The sequence below is a fragment of the Arenibacter echinorum genome (assembly GCF_003259375.1).
Taxonomy (GTDB): domain Bacteria; phylum Bacteroidota; class Bacteroidia; order Flavobacteriales; family Flavobacteriaceae; genus Arenibacter; species Arenibacter echinorum.
In genome coordinates this window covers 723,233-744,240 of sequence record NZ_QLLN01000001.1, presented here as the reverse complement: position 1 = coordinate 744,240, position 21,008 = coordinate 723,233, and the positions used below count along the sequence as shown (strand labels likewise).

The following is a 21,008-nucleotide window of genomic DNA, read 5'->3' as shown; positions in this document are numbered from 1 at the left end:
TTACTTCCATTAAAAGATTTCGATACTGTAAATAGAAAAAACCTTTCTTTTTGGGTTAAACAAAAAATGCGGGACCTTGGCCCGCATTTTTCAAATTACCGTGTTTTTATATTTTAGTTGGTGTAGGGCACGGTACCAGTTTCATCAACCGGGTATCCCCACTTTTTAATGTATTCCATTCCCGGAAGAAATTCATCCCCGGTTTCTTTCAATCGATGTGATAGCTGTTTTTCCAATTCGTCCTGCAAGGTCCTATAGCCCTCATTGCCTACAAGGTTGAACAATTGGTAAGGGTCATTGATATTGTCGAAAAGCAACCAGGGCCCGTTCAAATCCCGGGCATAGGTATATTGAAGGGTCTTTATGGCCCTATACTCCCGACCACCATGTTTCACTTTGTTCCATTGTCCAAAAGGTTGCACACAGCTAAGCAAGGTAGCGTGTCCTATATTTTCTTTCCCTTCCATATAAGGCCTATAATCTAAGCCTTCCACAGTTGCGGGGATGGCAATATTGCACAAACTTAGAAGGGTGGGCATAATATCTTCGGAATTCATTAAAGCGTCCCGTTCTCCAGCAGCGATCTTTAATTTTTCAGGAATATAGTAAAGCATGGGTACCCTGGCCGATTCTTCGTAGGGTTGCTGTTTTTTATAGGCGCCATGGGAGCCCAAGAGATCCCCGTGATCTGCCGTAAATACAATGATGGTATTTTCAAATTGCCCGGATTCCTTTAGATTTTTGATCACTTTGCCGATCATATCATCCAATGCCGCTATATGGGCATAATAACCTGCCAGATCCTTTTTTGCCCGTTCCTGAAGACTATCCGGTACATTTTTGCGTAGTTGGATCTTTTCCGGATCAAATCGGTTCCTGTATTCCAGTGGTGCCGTGTGGTATGGCGCGTGCGGAGTACCATAGGAAAGGATCATCATAAACGGATTCTTGGACGACTTTCGTTCCGCAATATAGTCGATGGCAGCATCGGTTTGTTGAAAGGTATCATAGCCGTCCCAAATTTTTCTATCGGGGTCATCGTTGTCATAGTAAACGGATTCATTGTAATCATGGGTACATTCGTTTCCTTTCCAGAATTGAAATCCCTGCCTTCTTTGGCCTGGGGCAACATTCTGTAACCTTCCATGTCCGTCCAAATGCCATTTCCCGATATAGCCGGTATCATATCCTTCCTTGTTGAACACTTTTGCAATGGTTACCGCATTGGTATCCAACTGTACGTCGTTCATAAAGACCCCATGCGTCAATGGGCGTTGCCCGGTCAAAAGCGACGCCCTAAATGGAGAACATACGGGCATGCCGGAAACCGCATTTTTAAAATTGACGCTTATGGCCGCCAAACTATCCAGATGCGGGGTATCTACATTGGGATCACCCGCATATCCAGTGGCCTGTGCCCGCCATTGATCCGTTAATAGCACCAATACGTTTGGCTTGGTGGGGGTTTGAGCTTCTTCGGCCTTCTTTTCGTTACAGGCGATAACTGTAACAAGGGTGCAGACCAAGATCAGCAATTGACGAAAGATTATTTGAACTTTGTATTTCATTGATATTCTATTTTAAAAATATTCGAATGTATAAAAAAAGATGGTGTTATGGATAATGAGCACATCGATACCCTGAACATTTAGAACGTCCCTCCCGACTGACTATCCTGCTTCCTTATTAATTCTAAAAAAATAATGGGGCATTGGCATATCATTCAAAAAGAGATTCCACCAAAAACTTACCTTACCCCCTTCACCCTAAAGGAATAAGTTCCCGAACCAATTTCAAGAATGGTTTCCTGATCGTTGGATTCCAAAATACTAATGGATGCCACCTTTGATAATGTTTTATTTCCTTCCTTAATATTGGTAATTTCCGCCGTGGGAATATAAACTTTGGCTTTGGTGTTGACAGGAATTTCGATATTCATTTGCACTTCTTTTCCTTTCCAATTCCAAGCCGATGATATGGTGCCATTGATACTTTTATAACTCCCGTTTATATAATCCATCTCCTTACTAATGGATGGTTTTATAATGATATTGCGATAGCCTGCATCCTCGGTATCTATGCCTACAGCATGTTGAAACATCCATTCCGCCACCGAGCCAAAAGCATAGTGGCTAAAGGAATTCATGCTGGCATTGAGGTCCGAGTTCTCCGCATCGTCTTTGGTATAACTGTTCCATCGCTCCCATATGGAGGTGCTTCCATTTTCCACGGAATACCCCCAACTGGGATATTCGGTCTGCTGGAAAATTTTATAGGAGATATCGTCATAACCATATTTGGACAGGGCCAACATTACATGTTTTGTCCCCAGGAATCCCGTTGAAAATTTAAATCCGTTTTTCTCTATTTTTTCTGCCAACCTAGCAGCTCCTTTTTCTGCCAGATCCTTGGGGTACAAATCGAAATATAGTGCAAGCGCATAGCTGGTCTGGGTATCTTCGGAAGTGCGACCGTCGTCCAAAATATATTTCTGTGCAAAGGCCTTTTTAATATTTCCAAAGAGCTTGCTGTACTTTGCGGCATCTTCGGTTTTCCCCAATGCTTCTGCCATTTCGGCCATCAGTTTTGCATCATATCCGTAAAAGGAAGCGCCTACAAAATCGTGACTGGTCTCTTCGTTGACGGCGAGCCAATCCCCCCAATTATTTCCCCCTCCAGGTCTTAAATAATCGGTGCTGGCATCTTCCTGAAACTCCATGAATTTTTCCATCCCCTTGTACATATATTCCACAATACGGGTATCATTATAAACCTTATACATATTATAGGGAATAATAACCCCGGCATCCATCCAGGCAGGGGCATATTGATTTGGCCGTGAGTAAGGAAAAGGCGCAAAGTTGGGATAGGCCCCATACCAGCGTTGGGCATCATCCAAATCGATCAAAAACTTGGTCATAAAGGCTGCTACATCCGCATTATAGGTGGCAGAACGCATGTAGATCTCGGCATCTCCCGTCCATCCCAAACGCTCATCCCGTTGTGGGCAATCTGTTGGTATTTCAAAAAAATTGGCACTTTGGGTGGTTTTGATATTCTTGAAAAGCGTATTGTTCATGGCATTTGAAGAACCGAAGGTACTGGCATCGGTTTCTATGGAACTAAATACGTGTCCTGTAATGGCCTCCAGTGTAGGTTTTCCAGGAAAACCAGTGACCTCAACATATTGAAAACCATGATAGGTGAATTTTGGCTTCCATGTTTCCAAGCCCTCCCCTTTTAGAATATAGGTGTCCGTTGCCCGTGCTTTTCGTAGGTTTTCGGTCTGTATCTGGCCGTCATTCTTTAAAATTTCCCCGAACCGGAGTTGAACTTTGGTGCCTTTAGGTCCCTGTACTTTAAGTTCGGCAATACCGGCAATATTCTTTCCGAGGTTAAAGACATAGGTTCCCGGACTAGGCTCTGTCATTGCTATGGGCTTCAGTATCTCCGTATTTTTGACCTGGGTTCCCGGATAGGCTTGCAATTTTCCATTGGGATAAGTGTAGACTTTAGGCTTTTTCCATTGGCTATCGTCATAGTTGGGAGCGTCCCAACCTGTATTTTCCAAACGGGCATCATAGGTCTCGCCCATAATGATATCCGCCTCACGGATGGCGCCTTCGTTGGATTTCCACGTTTGATCCGAAGCAATGGTCTCCATACTTCCATCCTCGTATTCAATTTGTATTTGCCCCATAAAGGACGGATTTACCCCATAGAACTCACGGACCTTATCCAAACGTACCAAAAGGGCATAGCCTATATAGCCTGCATACCAACCATCGGCAATGACTGCCCCTATGACGTTCTCTCCTTCCCTTAAATTATTGGTAATGTCGAAAGTCTGGTAGTATAAGCGTTTGTCATAGTCTGTCCATCCCGGTAAAAAATTAGCCTCGCCAACCTTGTTACCGTTTAAGCGTAGTTCATAAAGACCCAATGCCGTAGTATAGGCCGTTGCCTTTTTTATTTTCTTGTTCAGGTTAAAGGATTTGCGCAAGTAGCGGGCAGGTGGAAGGTATAGACTATCGTATTTATCGGCCTTATTATATCCTACATCATGACCTATAAAGAGTCCTTGCCAATTGGCAAATTTCAAAAGCCCCATGGACCAATAGGCGGGTGTGCTCCAGGTGGATACCATATCCGCTTCGTCCCAAACACGCACCTTCCAATAATATTTGGTCGCGGAAACCAACGGAATCCCCTCATATACGATTTGATTGGTCTGGTTGGATACAACCTTACCGCTATCCCAAATATCCGCTTGGTCTTGCGAAAGTTTTTCCATGGAGGAAGCCACTGTAATTTGATAGGCCGATTGCACCCTATTTCGACCTTCCCCCTTTAAAATCCAGCTAAATCGAGGCTGAAGTACATCAATGCCTTCAGGGTTTTGGTGATACTCTACCCTAGGTTCAAGTATGCCAAGGGATTTTGAATCCTTATTTTGGCCATAGGAACTGCCAACTGTTAAGAGGGTAATAAAAAGGAGCGCAAGTCTGTTCTTCATCGATTATTTACCTTAAAAATTATAAAAATTAAAATATGGTCTTATACCACAATATTAACACCCATTGGAATGAAACCCATCCTGTACTGTGCTGTTTTAGATTTCCCCCTATAACCTTGGAGCCGTGATCCATAATCAATAGCAGCACGGTACAGGATAGATAGACTTTTTTCAAATCCTATTTTTACGAAAAATAGGATTTATTGACTTTGTGTTAACCCAATTTAAAAAATGTAAAACGTACTACCATTATTGACTGCACTGTTGTACCTACAATTTGGCTTTGGACAATTGCCCCCTGTATTTGGAGAGGAATACAATGACAAGGCGCAACATTCGGAAATGATAAAAACCTACTTAACGCCACAAAGGATTGTTTGGCAGTCCGACGACTCCATTGAATCCATGCAAAATGCCGAAAGCCTCTTAAAAAAGGGAAACGGGCAGGTGGCCGTGAACGAGGAAAACCTATTTAGATTGATAAGCAAAGCGGATAAAAAACCTGCCATACTATTGGATTATGGCAAGCAGATCCATGGAGGAATAAAAATTTCCGCGGGCATCCGTGCAGATAAAGCACCGGTAAAGTTGCGATTGCGATTTGGCGAATCGGTCGGGGAAGCGATGTCCGACATTGGGGGAAAACAAAATGCCACCAACGAGCATTCCCTACGCGATTTTATTATTGAAGTCCCTTGGTTGGGAAGCGTGGAAGTTGGTGAAACCGGTTTTCGGTTTTTGCGCGTAGATGTGGTGGACGCCGGGATAGACCTTCCCATAAAATCTATAGAGGCCGCCTTTGTGTACCGGGATATACCCTATTTGGGCAGTTTTGAAAGTAATGATGAGCGCTTGAACGAAATCTGGATTACAGGGGCCTATACCGTACAACTCAATATGCAGAATTTCCTATGGGACGGCATTAAACGCGACCGCTTGGTTTGGGTGGGCGATATGCACCCCGAAGTAATGACGATCAATACCGTTTTCGGAAACCATGAAATCGTCAACAAAAGTTTAGACCTGGCCCGTGACCAACACCCCCTACCCCAATGGATGAACGGCATTAGCTCCTACTCCATGTGGTGGCTGCTAATCCATGAGAACATCTATAATTACCATGGGGACCTTGCCTATCTAAAGGAACAGGAAACCTATATGATCGGTTTATTGGATCAATTGGGCACATTCATTGACAAGGACAACAAAGAGATTTTAAACGGACATCGGTTCTTGGATTGGCCGACCAGCGAAAAACCCGAAGCCATACATGCAGGACTTCAGGCCATGATGGTAATGACCTTTGAGGCCGGTTCGGAGATGATGGCAATTTTGGGCAAGAACGACCTACAATTGAAATACGAAAAAGTGGCCAAACAACTTAAAAAACATAGACCAAAGGATATTACCACCAAACAGGCCGCTTCGTTGATGGCATTGGCCAACCTTCATGATGCCGAAAAGGTGAATAAGGAAATACTCACCAAAGATGGAGTACAGCGCATGTCCACTTTTTATGGATACTATATATTGGAAGCCATGGCCAAGGCCAAGGATTATAATGGTGCACTACGAGTGATTCGAGATTATTGGGGTGGAATGTTAGATTTGGGCGCCACCACTTTTTGGGAAGATTTCGATGTCCTGGATGTTGCCAATAGTGGCAGAATAGATGAATTAATTCCTGCCAACAATTTTGATATCCATGGCGACTTTGGAGAATACTGCTATGTTGGCTACCGCCATAGTCTATGTCATGGTTGGGCCAGTGGACCTACCTCCTGGCTGAGTCAACACGTTTTGGGCATCAACGTTTTGGAGGGGGGTGAAAAGGTTAAAATTGACCCCCATCTAGGAGATCTGGAGTGGGCAAAAGGAAGTTTCCCCACAAAATATGGAGTGTTAAAAGTAAGCCATAAGAGGAATGCGGATGGCACTATAAAAACAGAAATAGACGCCCCGGAAGGGCTGACTCTAATTAACTAGAGCTAGGATTGGGAAGTATTTCAAAATTGTCTTCCAAGCTTATATTTTGGGCGTTCCCTCCTAGGTCGGGCGGGCCCTTGGCTATATCCCTTGCGCTGCTGCGGGGATGCCGCCTCGGTCCCTAACGCGGAACATATTGTTCACTGAGATGCTGGGCAGATCTTCGTCTGTTGTGAAGATATCATGGCCGCACCCTGAGTCTACCTGCGGTAGGTAAACCCGCGATGACGACACCAAGGGCTCCTTCCCTAGGTTAAGCCTGTCCCGCGTTTTCCGCGGGAGGACAAGGTGGCTTCGCCACAAGCGAAGACGGAAGGGATTGACAGCCCAGGTCTTCAGGAGGTGACAATGGATTGGGGATAGATTTAAGGTGCGGGATTTCAATCTCCCCTCCCGATCGTTATCGGGACATTCACGCCAAATGGCGCAAAATTCATTCCCCTCTTCGTTCCAAGAGGGGAGCCGTTAGTTTTAGCATACAAAAGGAGTTCTTTCCCAATAGTTCATGATTCCGTCAATCTGCGGCAGGCAGGCTCAACCGGACAAGGCAGTCACTTCGACATGAGCCCTTTTTCGGGCGATTGAGAAGTCACACATATGTGGTCAGAGCAGCTTGTGTGATTTAGCTCTTGCCATTTCTATTTTACGGGTATTCGTGAACCTTCGGTTTCTCATATTCATTCGAAATGACTGTTTCGGCAACTTTCCACTTTCAACTTTTAAACATTGAACATCAACCATTTAATCCCCATAGTCACGTACATCCGTTAGGGTTTCCATAAAGGCAATAATATCCTCAATTTCCTGCTGGGACAGATTCAAGGGCCCATCGAGCAAGGTTTGGTTTTCTACTTCCAAACCCATTCCTGCGCCTCCACCTAGGTTGTAAAATGCCAGAACATCTTCCAGGGTAGCGAATAAACCGTTGTGCATATAAGGTGCTGTCAGGGCTATATTTCTGACCGTAACCGTTTTGAAAGAATTTTTAAGAAAAGGATGATTGTCCATTTTTAGACCATTGCCCATTCGTCCCAAATCCGTATCCAACTTTGGGGCAATAGAATCAAAACCCTGGGTAATGCCCAACACCTCCGATTCCGATTCTAGATAAAACGGAGGAATGGTGCCATTGAACACCGGGGCAAAATGACAACTTCCGCAGGCCGCTTTCCCCATAAACAGATTAAATCCCCGTTTGGCATTCTCGGGATACTCCTTGGTTTCGTTACGCACATATTTATCGAACGGACTATTGAAGGATTTTAAAGAGTTTACATAGGCCGCAATGGCATTGCTTATGGAACGCTGATTGATATCCTCTTTGGCAATACCGCCATAAGCCTCTTTAAACAATTTGTTGTAACGATCACTTTTATTGAGTTTATTGACAATCGCATCAAAATTGGTATTGAACTCCAGATCGTTATCTATAACATGTATCACTTGTTTTTCAAGATCCAAGGCCCGCATATCCCAAAAATATCGCGCGGAATAGCCCGCAGCCATCAAAGTGGGGGCATTTCTTGCCGTAAAAACACCTTTTTGATTGGATACACTTTTGGGCAAACCATCGGAAAAACCCTTGTTAGGGTTATGGCAGCTGGCACAGGACATGACATTGTCCTTGGAAAGCTGGGGATCCCCGAACAACAGTTTCCCCAAGGCTATGGTCTTGGGGTTGTCCAAAGGCAAATAAACCAGTTCCGAATAAAAATCCGTGTTCACAAAATTTATATCGAAAATATTCATGGCCTTATAGTTTTGGGCATGCTTTTTATAGGGCTCCAGCTTAATCTTGTTTGCATTTTGAAATTCCAACAAGGCCGCATACAAGGGGTTTACGACCTCCTTTAAAAAGGCCAACCTATCAAAATCGTTAAAATGGGTATTGGCTTTTAATATGTTCTTGCCCTTGGTAAAGTGTTTTTTGATGGCTTCAAACTGGTCCTTGGCTGCTGGGGCCATCCCCGCTTCAAAGTTTAGAAATGTGGTTTCCATACTTTGCCAGCTCACGGCACTTTCCATCAACCCGTTTACAGACCCTGGAGTATCATAACCTGTTAGTCCCAACGTAAAGATCCTAACGATGCCAGAGCGGATGCATTCAATAATTTGGCTCGACTTTAAATGAACCGGTAAATGTATATTCGCTATAAAATCTACCCGTTCTTTGAGTCCGTTGGCCAATACTTTTATGTGCTGCAGATTTTCATTGGAAGCTGAGTCATAAACCGCTTCATCCAATGCCTGTAAGCCACCAGGTGAAATAACTTTTTCGGCTTCAAAATACTCGCTTACCTTGGGCAAAGGGGCACCATTGATATAGGTGCCATTGTAGAAGGTTTGGTAATAATCAAAAATAAATTCGATCTCCTTATAGGCCAACCTGGTTTTTTCAACCTGACTTTTCAGCGTTTCCCATTCGTTCACAGAACTTGCCTTATTGGCAAGGGCAGCCAATGAGTTGACTTCATTTTGAAACTTGTGAAAATTGGCTGTATATAGTACCGCGACTTTCTCCGGAATAGTATCATTCTGATACGGAATGGCCATTTGCCTCCCGGACAACATCAGCAAGCAAATAAAAAAAGATCCCAATAAAATGCTTGTCTTCCTCATTTTCAACAACCGCTTTTTACCATTTTATAGGCTTTTTAATACCGCTACCCTTGCTTAAGGCTTACAATGGAAAGGTCATTTTAAATATAACCCTTTTGGCCCAACTATTCTATGGTAATCGACTCGGTATACGCCTTATTGTTTGTAATAACTTCAATTACATACATGCCTTTTGGCAGCTTGCCCACATTGATGGTTTTCTTTCTGGTTTTCTTCACCAATTTCCCTATGTTGTTATAGAATTTAACCTTCTTTAGTCGCTCATTTTGGTCCACCTTAAGATTGACCAAAGCCTTGTCGGCATCATAGGATAGGCCTGCACTTTTTGATGCCCGTACATTGCCATCCCCTTTAAGATCCAAAGCAGTTTTGTTGATGGTGAAATAATCTTCAACCTCATCGGTTTCCCTTAAAAACTTCACGGTCAGGTTTTGTCCTCCCTTACCGTCATCTTCCACCTCCATAACACAGGAACCCAGTTGGTTCAAGGAAACGGACATGGCCTGATGGTTCAGGTCCCCTCCGGATATTTTACCGGCAGAACCCGTAGTAATATATACGGCACCTTCCGTAGCCACAGCCGTTTTTTGGTAGGCACCATCGCTATCCGTTTTACCGTCCCCATTTCCATTGGAGCCAACGGTATTACCGCCCTTTGTAATCTCATCCGGGTTAAACGTATTGGCAAATCCATAGTGTCCGTTCAAGAAATAGGAGCGCTCATAAGAATGGCTATGCCCGTTTAAAATAAGGTCCACTCCGTTGGCCTCCATCATAGGCATAAAGTTTTCCCGCATTTCAATTAGTCGATCTTCCGTATCCGAGTCATGGGACCCTTTGGTGTATACCGGATGATGAAATAAGGTCACGATCCAATCCTGTTTGGTGTTTTGAATATCGGTCAAGGTCCAGTTGTACATAGCGCCACCCACCTCGCGACTGGTATGATGGGAGTCCAGTATTATAAAGTGAACATTGGCATAATCAAAGGAATAATAGGCCTCTGTCCCTGAGGCAGTGCCGCCCGCCTGGGCAGCGGTAGGGAAGGTAAATATATCATAGTAGGGACCGGACTGAGTTGCCGAATCGGCCGACTTCCCATCGTGGTTTCCCAAGCAGGACCATGCCACGGATTTTTTCAACATATCGTCATAAATGTCGAACAGGGCATTTTGATATTCCTCATCCGTACCACTGCCGTAGGCATTATCCCCTAAAAACAACATCATATCCGTTTTACCGGTATTTTTGGGAGCAGCGTCCACATAATCGTAATAGGCATCCCTTACATCCCTCTGGTTGTTATTGGCCGTACCGGCATCACCCAAAATCCATGCCCGTACAAATTGTTTGGTACCTGCTTTAGGAGCTGTTATGATGTACATATCGCCAGAAGTACTTTCGGACAGCACTCCTTCTTTATTGCCGATATTGAAATAATATTTGGTGTTAGGGCTTAGACCAGAAAGTCTAACCTCATGTTCCTTGGTCAAAGCCGTGTTGCTTGCTTTCTTGGATAACGATTTTAATGTTTTTCCGTAATGCACAACGGATTGGGCTGCGATATCCGTTCTCCATTTTACCACCACGGATGTTGGGGTACCGCTCTGTAAATAAGGTCCCCTTACTACTGCTACCGCAGCGGAATGCGGCGGAAGGCCAACATTGTTGCTTACCGCAACAGCACTTACATTGGGAAGATCTACATGGGAAGTTTGGGCAATTGAAACCACCGAACATAGGGCGGCAAGCAAAAAGGTACTTTTTTTGATCATGATTTTTGGTTGTTAATGGAGCTTTCCAAGCTTTTTATTTGTTCTTTTAATTCTATTACGGGACTCATATTTTTAAACTTAGCATTCAATTGCTCAATGGCAACCGTAGCCAGTTTTAAGGAGATAAAGGCCTCATGTGGTCTCTTTATTTCCGCTAAATACTTGGCCTTTTTATAATACCAGAATTCGTTTCTATTGTATTCCAGGATAAAATAATTGTACTGTTTCAAGGCCCTTTCGGTTTCACCCGACTCTTTTAAGTAGTCCAATTTTTTAAGTTGAAGCGATAGGGTGTGCTGGCCAAGTTGGTCAAGGCCATATTGGATGGCCTCCAAGGCACCTTTATAGTTTTTGTTGTTTTCGGCCAGTATGATGTTGCAGTATTCCAATATATCCTCGGGCCGAATGTCCTTCATATGATGGATAACATAACGGTACCCCTCCAAGGATTTTTTATAGGATTGAAGCTGGAACAATATTTGGGCCTGCAATTTTTTAGCGCTTAGGTCCTTGCTATCCAATTGCAAATAGGAGGCTATACTTTGCAGTGCCTCCTGGTACCCTTCGGTGATATAGTTCACCTCGGCAATTTGATAATGTAGTTCCTTGGTTGTATTTCCCAAGGATTGGGATTTATGGTAATCTTCCAGGGCAGAGTCGTACTCCATGTGCTGTTGGTACAACATGCCTCTTTCAAAGTACAGTACAGAATTTTTGGGATCTTCGGATATGGCCACCGTTTTTTCCGCTATCCGCATGCTTAAATCCCCATGGGCAAACATGGGCATGGACAAGGACAAAAACAGCAACACTAGTAGCGTTCTTTTCATCATGTACTGTAGATAACCCTTCGTATTAAAAATCATTGCCAATGGTTAATATAATTTCCTTTTTTCTGAACTTCCTCCATACAGTAAAATTTAAAAGAGAGACAACGCTGTGGAGGTACATTTTCAACCTATGTGGCCCCCACTTTCGTTTAAGTTCTCATTTTAAGATGGAATATTATCATTTTTAAACGGCTCCAAGGCCCCGGCTATCAAACGTATTGAAACAATATTAAATGTGTTTTTCCAGTGCGTTAATTTTTTGTTAAAAGAGAAACGAAGATCTTAGGACTGGCATTCCAAAAGGAGCAGTTCTTAAAAAACACCCTATGTCCATTTATCATAAAAATTAGAAAGATGTAATGAATCTGGGATCAAGAATAATTGTTGTGTTTATGCAGAAATTAGGATTAATTTGATCAGTCGTGTTTTTTGATCAATAGTTTTAATTAATAGGAGCAATTTAGTAAAACCAATGATTAAATTATTCTTTCATTTTCTTTGCTTGTCCAAAGAAAACGAAACAAAAGAAAAGACCCTTCTTCGCTAGGTGGTCCCTAAAATCTCTGGATTTTAAGGACCGATGCCATGGCCTAAATTATTTCCAAGGCTTCAATAATTCTTTACGGCCATGACATCTCCACGACGGAAGAAGATAGACCCGGCAACGGACTCCACGGAGAAAATACAACGGCATTGGAAAAGGAGCAATAATTTATCGAAACTTTGTTCGTGTGGACTGAACAAGGGAACGGCCTATTTTCAATTTACTTAAGTGGTTCTTATTGTTTTTAATAGGTTTTCGTGAATCTTCGATTTCGTCTTAAATCAAGTGGTTTCCACAGTGGGTTTAGGTAGCTGTCCAAAGAGCATTTCACCTTAGTGAAAGCGGTCTGGACAGCGCGGCTGTGGAAATTGCGTAGATTTAAAGAAATTTAAAATCAACCTCCTAGGCTACAGCTGGCTCCTGGCAACAAAGGACACAGTACCTTCGTTTATCGGCCCTGGTCGTTTTCTATTCATCGGCTGGTCTATTGATTTTTAATGGTATTCATGAAATCGATGATTTGCCGCCAAATCGAGATTCGGCGCAGCCAATGCTACGCATTTGGACGATGCAAAAAAAAAATGAACAGAACACTAACTTGAGCTGGTCAGGTATATCTTTTTGTAATTCACACACAACTTTTGGGATTGATTCAGAGTTTCACTTAATTTTATGTGAGCAAATAGCATTTCCCCCAGGTATATAACTCCATGGTCAATAACATTTAAATACAATGCAAAACATCCCCATAAGGCAACTTCCCGAAAGTAATCAAGAGCCAACCTTAGTGGGAAGTTTTAGTATTAGAAGTCTCGAAGCCATCCTGGACGGAAAGGAGTTGGTGGAAGAGCTGCACCGACATGATTTTTTTTTAATGCTCATACTCATAAAAGCTAATGGCCTACATGAAATAGATTTTGTCCCCTATGAAGTCGGCCATTATTCCATCTTTTTATTAAGGCCTGGGCAGGTGCACAAACTACACCTTAAACATGGCAGCACTGGTTATTTGGTACAATTTAAAACGGACTATTTCCTCTCCCACAACAAATCTTCCCCACAGTTGTTGCTCAAGGTGGGCAACCAGAACCACTATCCGTTAAATGCCGACCTCTTTAAAAAAATGGATCCCTTATTATCATCCATTTTATTGGAATATAACGGTAAGCAGGAAGAATATCATGAAGTCATCAAAGCCAATTTAAGTATTTTGTTTATTCAACTTTTAAGGCAGCGGGAAGATACTGGTCCAGACTATACCCTTACCCCATATCAGCAAGAGAAACTCGAGAAATTTTTGGAACTGGTAGAAGGGAATATTACCCAATACAAGCAAGTATCCCAATATGCGGACTTATTGCACCTCAGCGTGTATCAGCTTAATGCCATAACCAAGGCATTATTAAACAAAAATGCCTCACAACTCATAAACGAATATTGTATACTGGAGGCCAAAAGAAATTTATTGGCCACTTCTAGTCAGGTGAGCCAGATAGCCTATCATTTAGGCTATGAGGATGTCTCCTATTTTATCCGGTTTTTTAAAAAACACACGGGCTATACGCCCGATGCTTACCGACATAATTTTAGTTAAGTACCATTCAACTTCAGTTCTGTCCTATTATGGATTGTTCATGTGAAATTACTTTTACATCAGAAAATAATTCAATGTGAAATAAAAGACATAAACATGAAAACAAAAGTAAAACTCTTGGCATCCTTAAAAATATGGATTGCTATTTATCCTTCCATTACGGCCTTTCTTTTCATTTTTGGCAACCAACTGGCCACCCTTCCCCTCTACCTTAGAACCTTGGTACTTACCATTGTATTGGTGCCATGGATCGTATTTGTGGGCGTGCCCTTTATAGATACATTAATGAAGAAAATGCAAAGAAGAAATCAGTAACTCACCATTTTAAAAATACAACACCATGAAAAAGGAAGAACATTTTGATGTCATCATCATTGGAGGAAGCTATTCCGGTCTTGCAGCAGGGATGGCATTAGGGAGGGCCTTAAAACGGGTTTTGATTATTGATAGCAATACGCCCTGTAACAGACAAACACCCTATTCCCATAACTTCATTACCAATGATGGTAAAACCCCTGCTGAAATAGCTTCCGCAGCAAAACAGCAGGTGGAAGCCTACCCTATGGTTCATTTTTTCAACGGACTTGCCGTACTAGGCTCCGGCACCAACAAGGCCTTTAAAATTCAAGTAGCCTCTGGTGAAACTTTTAGTGGGGACAAATTAATTTTCGCAACGGGCATTAAGGATATAATGCCCAATATTGACGGATTTTCGGAATGTTGGGGCATCTCCGTGTTGCATTGCCCTTATTGCCATGGCTATGAAGTGAAAAATGAAATAACAGGTATTTTGGGCAATGGGGATTATGCCTTCGAATTTGGAAAACTGATCTCCAATTGGACCCAGCAGTTAACCATTTACACCAATGGCAGATCCACCTTGACCACGGAACAAACTGCCAAATTAGGAGTACATAATATTAGCGTAGTAGAAACTGAAATTGAACGTTTGGAACACCACAAAGGGCAGCTGCAAAACATCATCTTTAAAAATGGTTCCAAGGCAGCCGTTACCGCCATGTATAACAAAACAGCCTTTGATCAGCATAGCGCTATACCAGAGGCCATGGGTTGTGAATTGAACGAGGAAGGCTACCTAAAAACCGATGCCAATTTACAAACCACTATTAACGGCATATATGCCTGTGGAGATAATGTGTCGCGCTTACGCACCGTAGCCAATGCTGTAGCCATGGGCACGGCGGCAGGTATGATGGTGAACAAGGAGCTTGTTTTTGAGAAATTTTAATGATTTGGTAAACGAAATTAGTACCGCGCTGGAAATGGCTACATATGGAATGAAAAAAAGTGAAGTCAAGGGGAAGTTTACGATGTTGTCATGGATTCTGAATGCCCCAAATGTGATAAAATGCTATTGATTGTTAATCTTATAGTAGATCCTAAAAAGTATTTTGACTGGAAAGCATCCAAGAAGTAGAACTAAAGTAATTTCTATTCTCCGGCTTAAACTTGTCCAGAGGAATAGGCTTGGAACAAAAATGACACTCTTCACTGAATACAACCATCATCTGTGACGAGTACCCCTCAACAGTAGGCCAAACACTACGCAGTTGCAACACATCCTAATTTTATCCGTGTATTGTTTCTTCTTTTCCGTAATTTTTTATCACCTCAGCTTCAAATTCAACAAGCTCTTGCCAGCGTTGGTCCACATCTATATCCTGGCCGTATTTGCGGGCAAAACCAATAAAAGTGGTGTAATGGCCTGCTTCGCTGATCATTAAATCGCGGTAGAATTTTGAAAGCTCCGGGTCTTTTAATTCTTTTGACAGCAATTTAAAACGTTCACAGCTTCTCGCTTCAATCATGGCGGAAAATAAGAGTCTATCTACCATAGATTTAAGTCTACTGCCACCTTTGTTCATAAACTTATAAAGCTCGTTAACATAGCTGTCTTTGCGCTCTCTGCCCAAGGTGTAACCGCGCTTTTTAATGATATTATGTACCATTTGAAAATGTTCCAGTTCTTCCTGGGCCAAAAGGAGCAGATCCGTAACTAAATCGGGGTATTCGGAATTAAGTGTAATAATAGTAATTGCATTAGTAGCGGCCTTTTGTTCGCACCATGCATGGTCTGTTAGTATTTCTTCTGTGTTTTTTTCAACAATATTAACCCAACGTGGGTCTGTGGCTAATTTTAAATGAAGCATGGGCCAATGTTTTTTGTAAAAATAGGTATTAACAGAACAAGAAATCATTAAATCTTAACGGCTTACAGGACGTACTTTTTTCTGCAGCCTTATTTGTGTTAAGTAATTTTTATTATCTTCCTTGAACGCTAAAGCAGAGCATTGTATATTTCTTTTTGAAATCCCATGCCGAACTTTTGATCAATCTGTAGCATAGGTGGAGGGTCCGCATATATCCCCTTAAAGGATGACGTGGTCCATATGTTGACTTTCGAAATAGTGGCCCAAGATAAAGGAAACGAGGACAGTTAGGGTTTTGATGGCATGTGGGCTGGCCATCCGTTTTTTTTTACCAGTAGACATAGAACAATAGAATATAAAACCATAACCAACCGCGTATGTCACCATCGATCCTTGCATTTTTGGCGGTCGTTCCTATCTTAACAGCGGCAGTTCTTTTGGTAGGATTTAGAACCCCGGCCAAAATAGCCATGCCCATTTCCTTTTTGGCTACGGTCGTTGTTGCCTATTTGGCCTGGGATATCGACATCATAGATATTGTGGCCTCCAGCATCCAAGGGCTGTTCATTACTTTTGACATTCTGTATATTGTTTTTGGAGCTATTGTACTCTTGAACCTACTTAAATATTCCACCGCACTCCGGGCGATACGCAAAGGTTTTGCCGATATATCGGAGGATCGCAGAGTACAGGTCGTCATCATTGCCTGGTTGTTCGGTTCCTTTATTGAAGGGGCAGCCGGTTTTGGCACGCCCGCCGCCATTGTAGCACCCCTATTGGTGGGGATGGGATTTCCTGCATTTTGCGCGGTAATGTTGGGCATGATGGTGCAGAGTACAGCGGTATCTTTTGGCGCAGTGGGTACCCCTATTTTGGTAGGTGTAAGTGGGGGCATCCAAAGTCCTGAATTCGCTGCCGAGCTGGCTGCATCGGGGCTTCAACTTTCCGACTACATACAAATGGTTACTTCAGAAGTGGTGCTACTGCACGGTATTACCGGAACCCTTATGCCCACTCTTATGGTATGTATGATGACCCGCTTTTTTGGAAAAAACAAGTCCTGGAAAGAAGGGCTTCAAATATTGCCTTTTACCATTTTTGGGGGGTTTGCGTTTGCGGTGCCCTATGTGCTTACTGGCCTATTTTTGGGTCCCGAATTTCCTTCGTTGCTCGGGGCATTGGTAGCTATCCCCATAGTAGTATTCGCTGCAAAACGTGGCTTCCTGGTGCCCAAGAAAACGTGGGACTTCGACAAGGAAAAGAATTGGCCTTCCACTTGGTTTGGTACCTTAAACGTAAAATTGAACGACGATAAAGGAGAAAAAAGAATGTCCTTGGTCAAGGCATGGTTACCCTATATCATAATGGCCGCCTTGTTGGTACTTTCCCGACTTCCCCAACTACCCTTAAAAGGGTGGCTTGCGGATATCAAAATAGCTTGGACCGGAATATTGGGGACTTCCATATCGGCATCCAGCAGCCCGCTCTATTTGCCGGGTACCATTTTGCTCTTGGCGGGAATCATTACCATCTGGCTTCATAAAATGAAATCTGCCAAGGTCAGGATTGCCTTTAAAGACAGCGCTAAAATGTTGTTGGGTGCAGGATTTGTGCTCATTTTCACGGTTCCTATGGTGCGTATTTATATCAATTCTGGATTAAACCCATCCGGACTGCCCGGGATGCCCATTGCCATGGCAGAATGGGTGGCCGGTAATGTGGGCGACATATACCCCTTGTTCGCCCCGTCTATAGGTGCCTTGGGCGCCTTTATTGCAGGTAGCAATACAGTGAGCAACCTTATGTTTACGCTTTTCCAATATGGAGTGGCCGTAAAACTGGCGATGCCCTCTTTTATCGTAGTCGCACTCCAAGCCACGGGTGCAGCGGCCGGCAATATGATTGCGATCCACAACGTGGTGGCCGCTTCGGCAACCGTGGGCTTCCTTGGTAAGGAAGGCATGGTACTGAGAAAGACCATAGTGCCGACCCTATATTATTTGTTGGTCGTGGGACTTTTAGGTCTTATATTTATTTTCTATTAATTTCATTACTATGAAAAATATATTCGATGGCTTACGGAATTCGGTCAAAGGGGAAGTGCTAACGGACAACTACTCCTTGGGCATGTACGCCACCGATGCCAGCATCTTCCAGATTAGGCCGCTAGCAGTAGTTTTGCCAAAGAATGCAGAGGATGTAAAAAAAGCCATTGCGGTGGCATATGAAAACAAAATAACAATACTTCCTAGGGGAGCTGGAACCAGTCTGGCCGGGCAAACGGTAGGGGAATCCATGATATTGGATTTCTCAAAACACATGAACAGCTTGTTGGAAATAAACGAAGCGGAAAAATGGGTACGGGTACAACCGGGCATGGTCAGGGACGACCTGAACGAAGTCCTGAAACCCTTTGGCCTGCATTTTGCCCCTGATCCCGCAACCAGCAGTAGAGCCAATGTTGGGGGAATGGTCGGCAACAATTCTTCAGGAACCAAAAGTATTTTATACGGAAAAACTGTAGACCATGTTCTTGAAGCTTCCGTGCTTTTGGCCGATGGCACCGAATTGCACCTAAAGAACTGTCCCCCTGCAGCATATTCGGAAAAGGCCTCGCAGACGGATCGGGAAGGCGAAATTTATGCCTCCTTTAGAAAATTGATACATACCCATTCCGATGAGATTAAAGAACGCTTTCCCAAAGTGATGCGCAGGGTGGGCGGGTATAATTTGGATGAATTTACATATACAGACCAATGGAACTTGGGCAAGTTGATTTGTGGCAGCGAAGGCACATTGGCAACGACCTTGGAGCTAAAACTTAATTTAACGGATCTGCCCAAGTATAAATCAGTCTGCGTCATACATTATACGGAAGTTTTGGAAGCCATTTCCTCCGTGGAATCCATGTTGCCCTATGCCCCTTCGGCCATTGAAATACTAGACAAGACCGTGATCGACCTCAGTAGGCAAAATTTGACTACTAAGCATCATTGCCACTTTATTGAAGGGAATCCCGGGGCCATATTGATCGTAGAATTTTACGGGGATACCCTAGATGATGTTATGGACAGACCCCAGCGTATGATCGCCGAATTAAAAGGCAATGGCGTAGGTTATGCCTACCCCCTATTTCCGGAGGGACAGGCCTATGAAGATGTATGGATTATCCGTAAAAAGGGATTGGGACTCATGTTGGGCATCAAAGGAAACAAAAAACCTTTGGCATTTATAGAGGATGCCGGAATACCTTCTGAACACCTGGCTGAATATATAGCCCAAGTTTTGAAGGTTTGCGAAAAGCATGGCACAAAGGCGGCGATGTATGCCCATGCCAGCGTAGGCGTAATCCACGTTCGCCCTATATTGGACCTAAGACTTGCCGAGGACATTGATCGGTTGAAGGCCATAACGGAGGATACCTTTGAACTTGTGATGAAATACAAGGGATCATGGAGCGGCGAGCATGGCGACGGTCTAGTACGAAGCGCCTATAACAAACGCTTTTTCGGAGACACTTTGTACGGGGCCTTCTTGGAAATAAAAAAACTTTTCGATCCCGATAACCTGATGAACCCCGGTAAAATTGTAGAGGCACAGTCTATAGAACACAATCTGCGCTATGGTACTGGTTATAAGGATCTGTCCGTAAAAACCGAATATCAGTATAAGACCGAAGAAGGTTTTGCTGCCTCGGTACATATGTGCACCGGGGTTGGGGAATGCCGAAAAATACTTGGGGGAACCATGTGTCCCAGTTTTAAGGCCACACGGGAAGAAGAACATTCTACCCGTGGTAGGGCTAATGCACTGCGATTGGCAATGTCCAATCAATTGGGATCGGAAGGACTTGCCAGCCAACGCCTTCATGAAGTTATGGACCTCTGCCTATCCTGCAAGGCCTGTAAATCCGAATGCCCAAGTAATGTGGATATGGCAAAAATGAAAAGCGATGCCCTACAAATGTACTATGATGAACATGGCACCTCCTTTAGGGATAAATTGATCCGCGAATCGTCAAAAGCAGCTGCTAATATCTCCGGGTGGAAGGCGGGTGTGGTAAACTCGATTCAAAAGAGCTCACTGTTCCGATCCGTATTGGAGCGTACTGCGAAATTCGACAAACGGCGGACCTTGCCCGATTTTGCCAAAGAACCATTTTATAAATGGTTTGCGAAACATGCCCATAAAACAAACAAGGGCGATAAAAAAGTGGTGCTGTTCGCCGATACCTACCTGAACTATCACGAGCCACAAATAGGCATTTCCGCCCTGCAACTTTTAAATTCCTGCGGATATGAGGTTATTTTGGCCAATGTGGGCTGCTGCCAAAGGCCAAAAATTTCCCATGGATTTTTAAGGGATGCGAAAAAAGAGGGGGCCAAAACCATTGAGGGCTTAAAGATATTTCTAGATCAAGGCCTAAAAGTGGTGGTCTGCGAACCTAGTTGTGCTTCAGCCTTAAACGATGATTTACCAGATTTAATTAGCAACCAGGATGTAGCCGATCAATTAAAGAATGGAGTGATGATGATCGACGTTTTTCTGGCCGATGAATACGAACAAGGACGACTGGATGTCGATTTCGAATCCATTTCAGAGGGGGTTGCCATACACGGACATTGCCATCAAAAAGCTTTGTATGGCACCAATGCTATGAAATCACTATTAAAGAATTCCAAGAAGGTCACAGAGATTCCATCAGGTTGTTGCGGCATGGCAGGTTCCTTTGGATATGAAAAGGAGCATTACAATTTATCCAAAAAGATTGGAGCGGAAATTCTGTTTCCGGCGGTAGAAAAACTACAAAAAGACCACAAAATTATCGCCTGCGGATTTAGCTGCCGCCACCAGATACAACATTTTACAAGCACAAAGCCGATACATTTTGTCGAAGCCATTAGAGCTGTAAAAAAATAATTAATTTTAGAACCATCCATATAAAAAACACGACAATGACAAAAATTGATGAA

At 43.3% G+C, this 21,008-nt stretch carries 13 protein-coding genes; 6 read left to right on the top strand and 7 right to left on the bottom strand.

The genetic code is table 11. The features are described from left to right. Positions 1 to 113: 113 nt before the first annotated feature. The 3 genes from LV92_RS03175 to LV92_RS21725 form a co-directional block, all read right to left on the bottom strand. Entirely contained in the window at positions 114 to 1,568 is a 1,455-nt protein-coding gene (locus LV92_RS03175; protein WP_111622175.1) for a sulfatase family protein, read from the bottom strand. Between the two features lie 179 nt (positions 1,569 to 1,747). Then, positions 1,748 to 4,516: an alpha-L-rhamnosidase gene (locus tag LV92_RS03170; protein WP_111622174.1), complete on the bottom strand. Its 2,769-nt coding sequence runs from the start codon at positions 4,514 to 4,516 to the stop codon at positions 1,748 to 1,750. 28 nt (positions 4,517 to 4,544) lie between these two features. After that, positions 4,545 to 4,691, bottom strand: coding sequence for a hypothetical protein (locus LV92_RS21725; protein ID WP_170126271.1), 147 nt, complete (start codon positions 4,689 to 4,691; stop codon positions 4,545 to 4,547). A gap of 77 nt (positions 4,692 to 4,768) precedes the next feature. On the opposite strand from LV92_RS21725, the gene LV92_RS03165 reads away from it, so the two are divergent. Then, positions 4,769 to 6,502, top strand: a complete 1,734-nt coding sequence (locus LV92_RS03165; RefSeq protein WP_211322920.1) for an alpha-L-rhamnosidase-related protein — start codon at positions 4,769 to 4,771, stop codon at positions 6,500 to 6,502. A 741-nt stretch (positions 6,503 to 7,243) separates the two neighbouring features. Here LV92_RS03165 and LV92_RS03160 read toward each other — a convergent pair. From LV92_RS03160 to LV92_RS03150, 3 genes are all read right to left on the bottom strand, one after another. Then, positions 7,244 to 9,121 (bottom strand): cytochrome-c peroxidase, encoded by a 1,878-nt coding sequence (locus LV92_RS03160; protein WP_111622173.1) that lies wholly within the window; start codon positions 9,119 to 9,121, stop codon positions 7,244 to 7,246. A gap of 104 nt (positions 9,122 to 9,225) precedes the next feature. Next, positions 9,226 to 10,896: a metallophosphoesterase gene (locus LV92_RS03155; protein WP_111622172.1), complete on the bottom strand. Its 1,671-nt coding sequence runs from the start codon at positions 10,894 to 10,896 to the stop codon at positions 9,226 to 9,228. Continuing rightward, complete coding sequence (locus tag LV92_RS03150) at positions 10,893 to 11,762, bottom strand: tetratricopeptide repeat protein (RefSeq protein ID WP_146613503.1); 870 nt, start codon at positions 11,760 to 11,762, stop codon at positions 10,893 to 10,895. The genes LV92_RS03155 and LV92_RS03150 overlap by 4 nt, the downstream gene beginning before the upstream one ends. 1,241 nt (positions 11,763 to 13,003) lie before the next feature. Here LV92_RS03150 and LV92_RS03145 point away from each other — a divergent pair. The 3 genes from LV92_RS03145 to LV92_RS03135 all read left to right on the top strand — a co-directional run bounded on the left by LV92_RS03145 (position 13,004) and on the right by LV92_RS03135 (position 15,113). Next, on the top strand, positions 13,004 to 13,864 hold the full coding sequence (locus LV92_RS03145) for a helix-turn-helix domain-containing protein (protein WP_111622170.1): 861 nt from the start codon (positions 13,004 to 13,006) through the stop codon (positions 13,862 to 13,864). Between the two features lie 96 nt (positions 13,865 to 13,960). Next, complete coding sequence (locus LV92_RS03140; protein ID WP_111622169.1) at positions 13,961 to 14,179, top strand: hypothetical protein; 219 nt, start codon at positions 13,961 to 13,963, stop codon at positions 14,177 to 14,179. A gap of 25 nt (positions 14,180 to 14,204) precedes the next feature. Then, positions 14,205 to 15,113 (top strand): NAD(P)/FAD-dependent oxidoreductase, encoded by a 909-nt coding sequence (locus LV92_RS03135; protein WP_111622168.1) that lies wholly within the window; start codon positions 14,205 to 14,207, stop codon positions 15,111 to 15,113. A gap of 340 nt (positions 15,114 to 15,453) precedes the next feature. Here the strand turns inward: LV92_RS03135 and miaE are convergent, their stop codons facing one another. Then, on the bottom strand, positions 15,454 to 16,035 hold the full coding sequence (miaE, locus tag LV92_RS03130) for a tRNA-(ms[2]io[6]A)-hydroxylase (RefSeq protein ID WP_111622338.1): 582 nt from the start codon (positions 16,033 to 16,035) through the stop codon (positions 15,454 to 15,456). A gap of 377 nt (positions 16,036 to 16,412) precedes the next feature. Here miaE and LV92_RS03125 point away from each other — a divergent pair, with 377 nt between their 5' ends. Next, the gene (locus tag LV92_RS03125) at positions 16,413 to 18,080 is read left to right on the top strand and encodes an L-lactate permease (protein ID WP_111622167.1); all 1,668 of its coding nucleotides are present in this window, start codon (positions 16,413 to 16,415) and stop codon (positions 18,078 to 18,080) included. Between the two features lie 10 nt (positions 18,081 to 18,090). Then, positions 18,091 to 20,955, top strand: coding sequence for an FAD-binding and (Fe-S)-binding domain-containing protein (locus tag LV92_RS03120; RefSeq protein ID WP_111622166.1), 2,865 nt, complete (start codon positions 18,091 to 18,093; stop codon positions 20,953 to 20,955). The last annotated feature ends 53 nt before the right edge of the window (positions 20,956 to 21,008 follow it).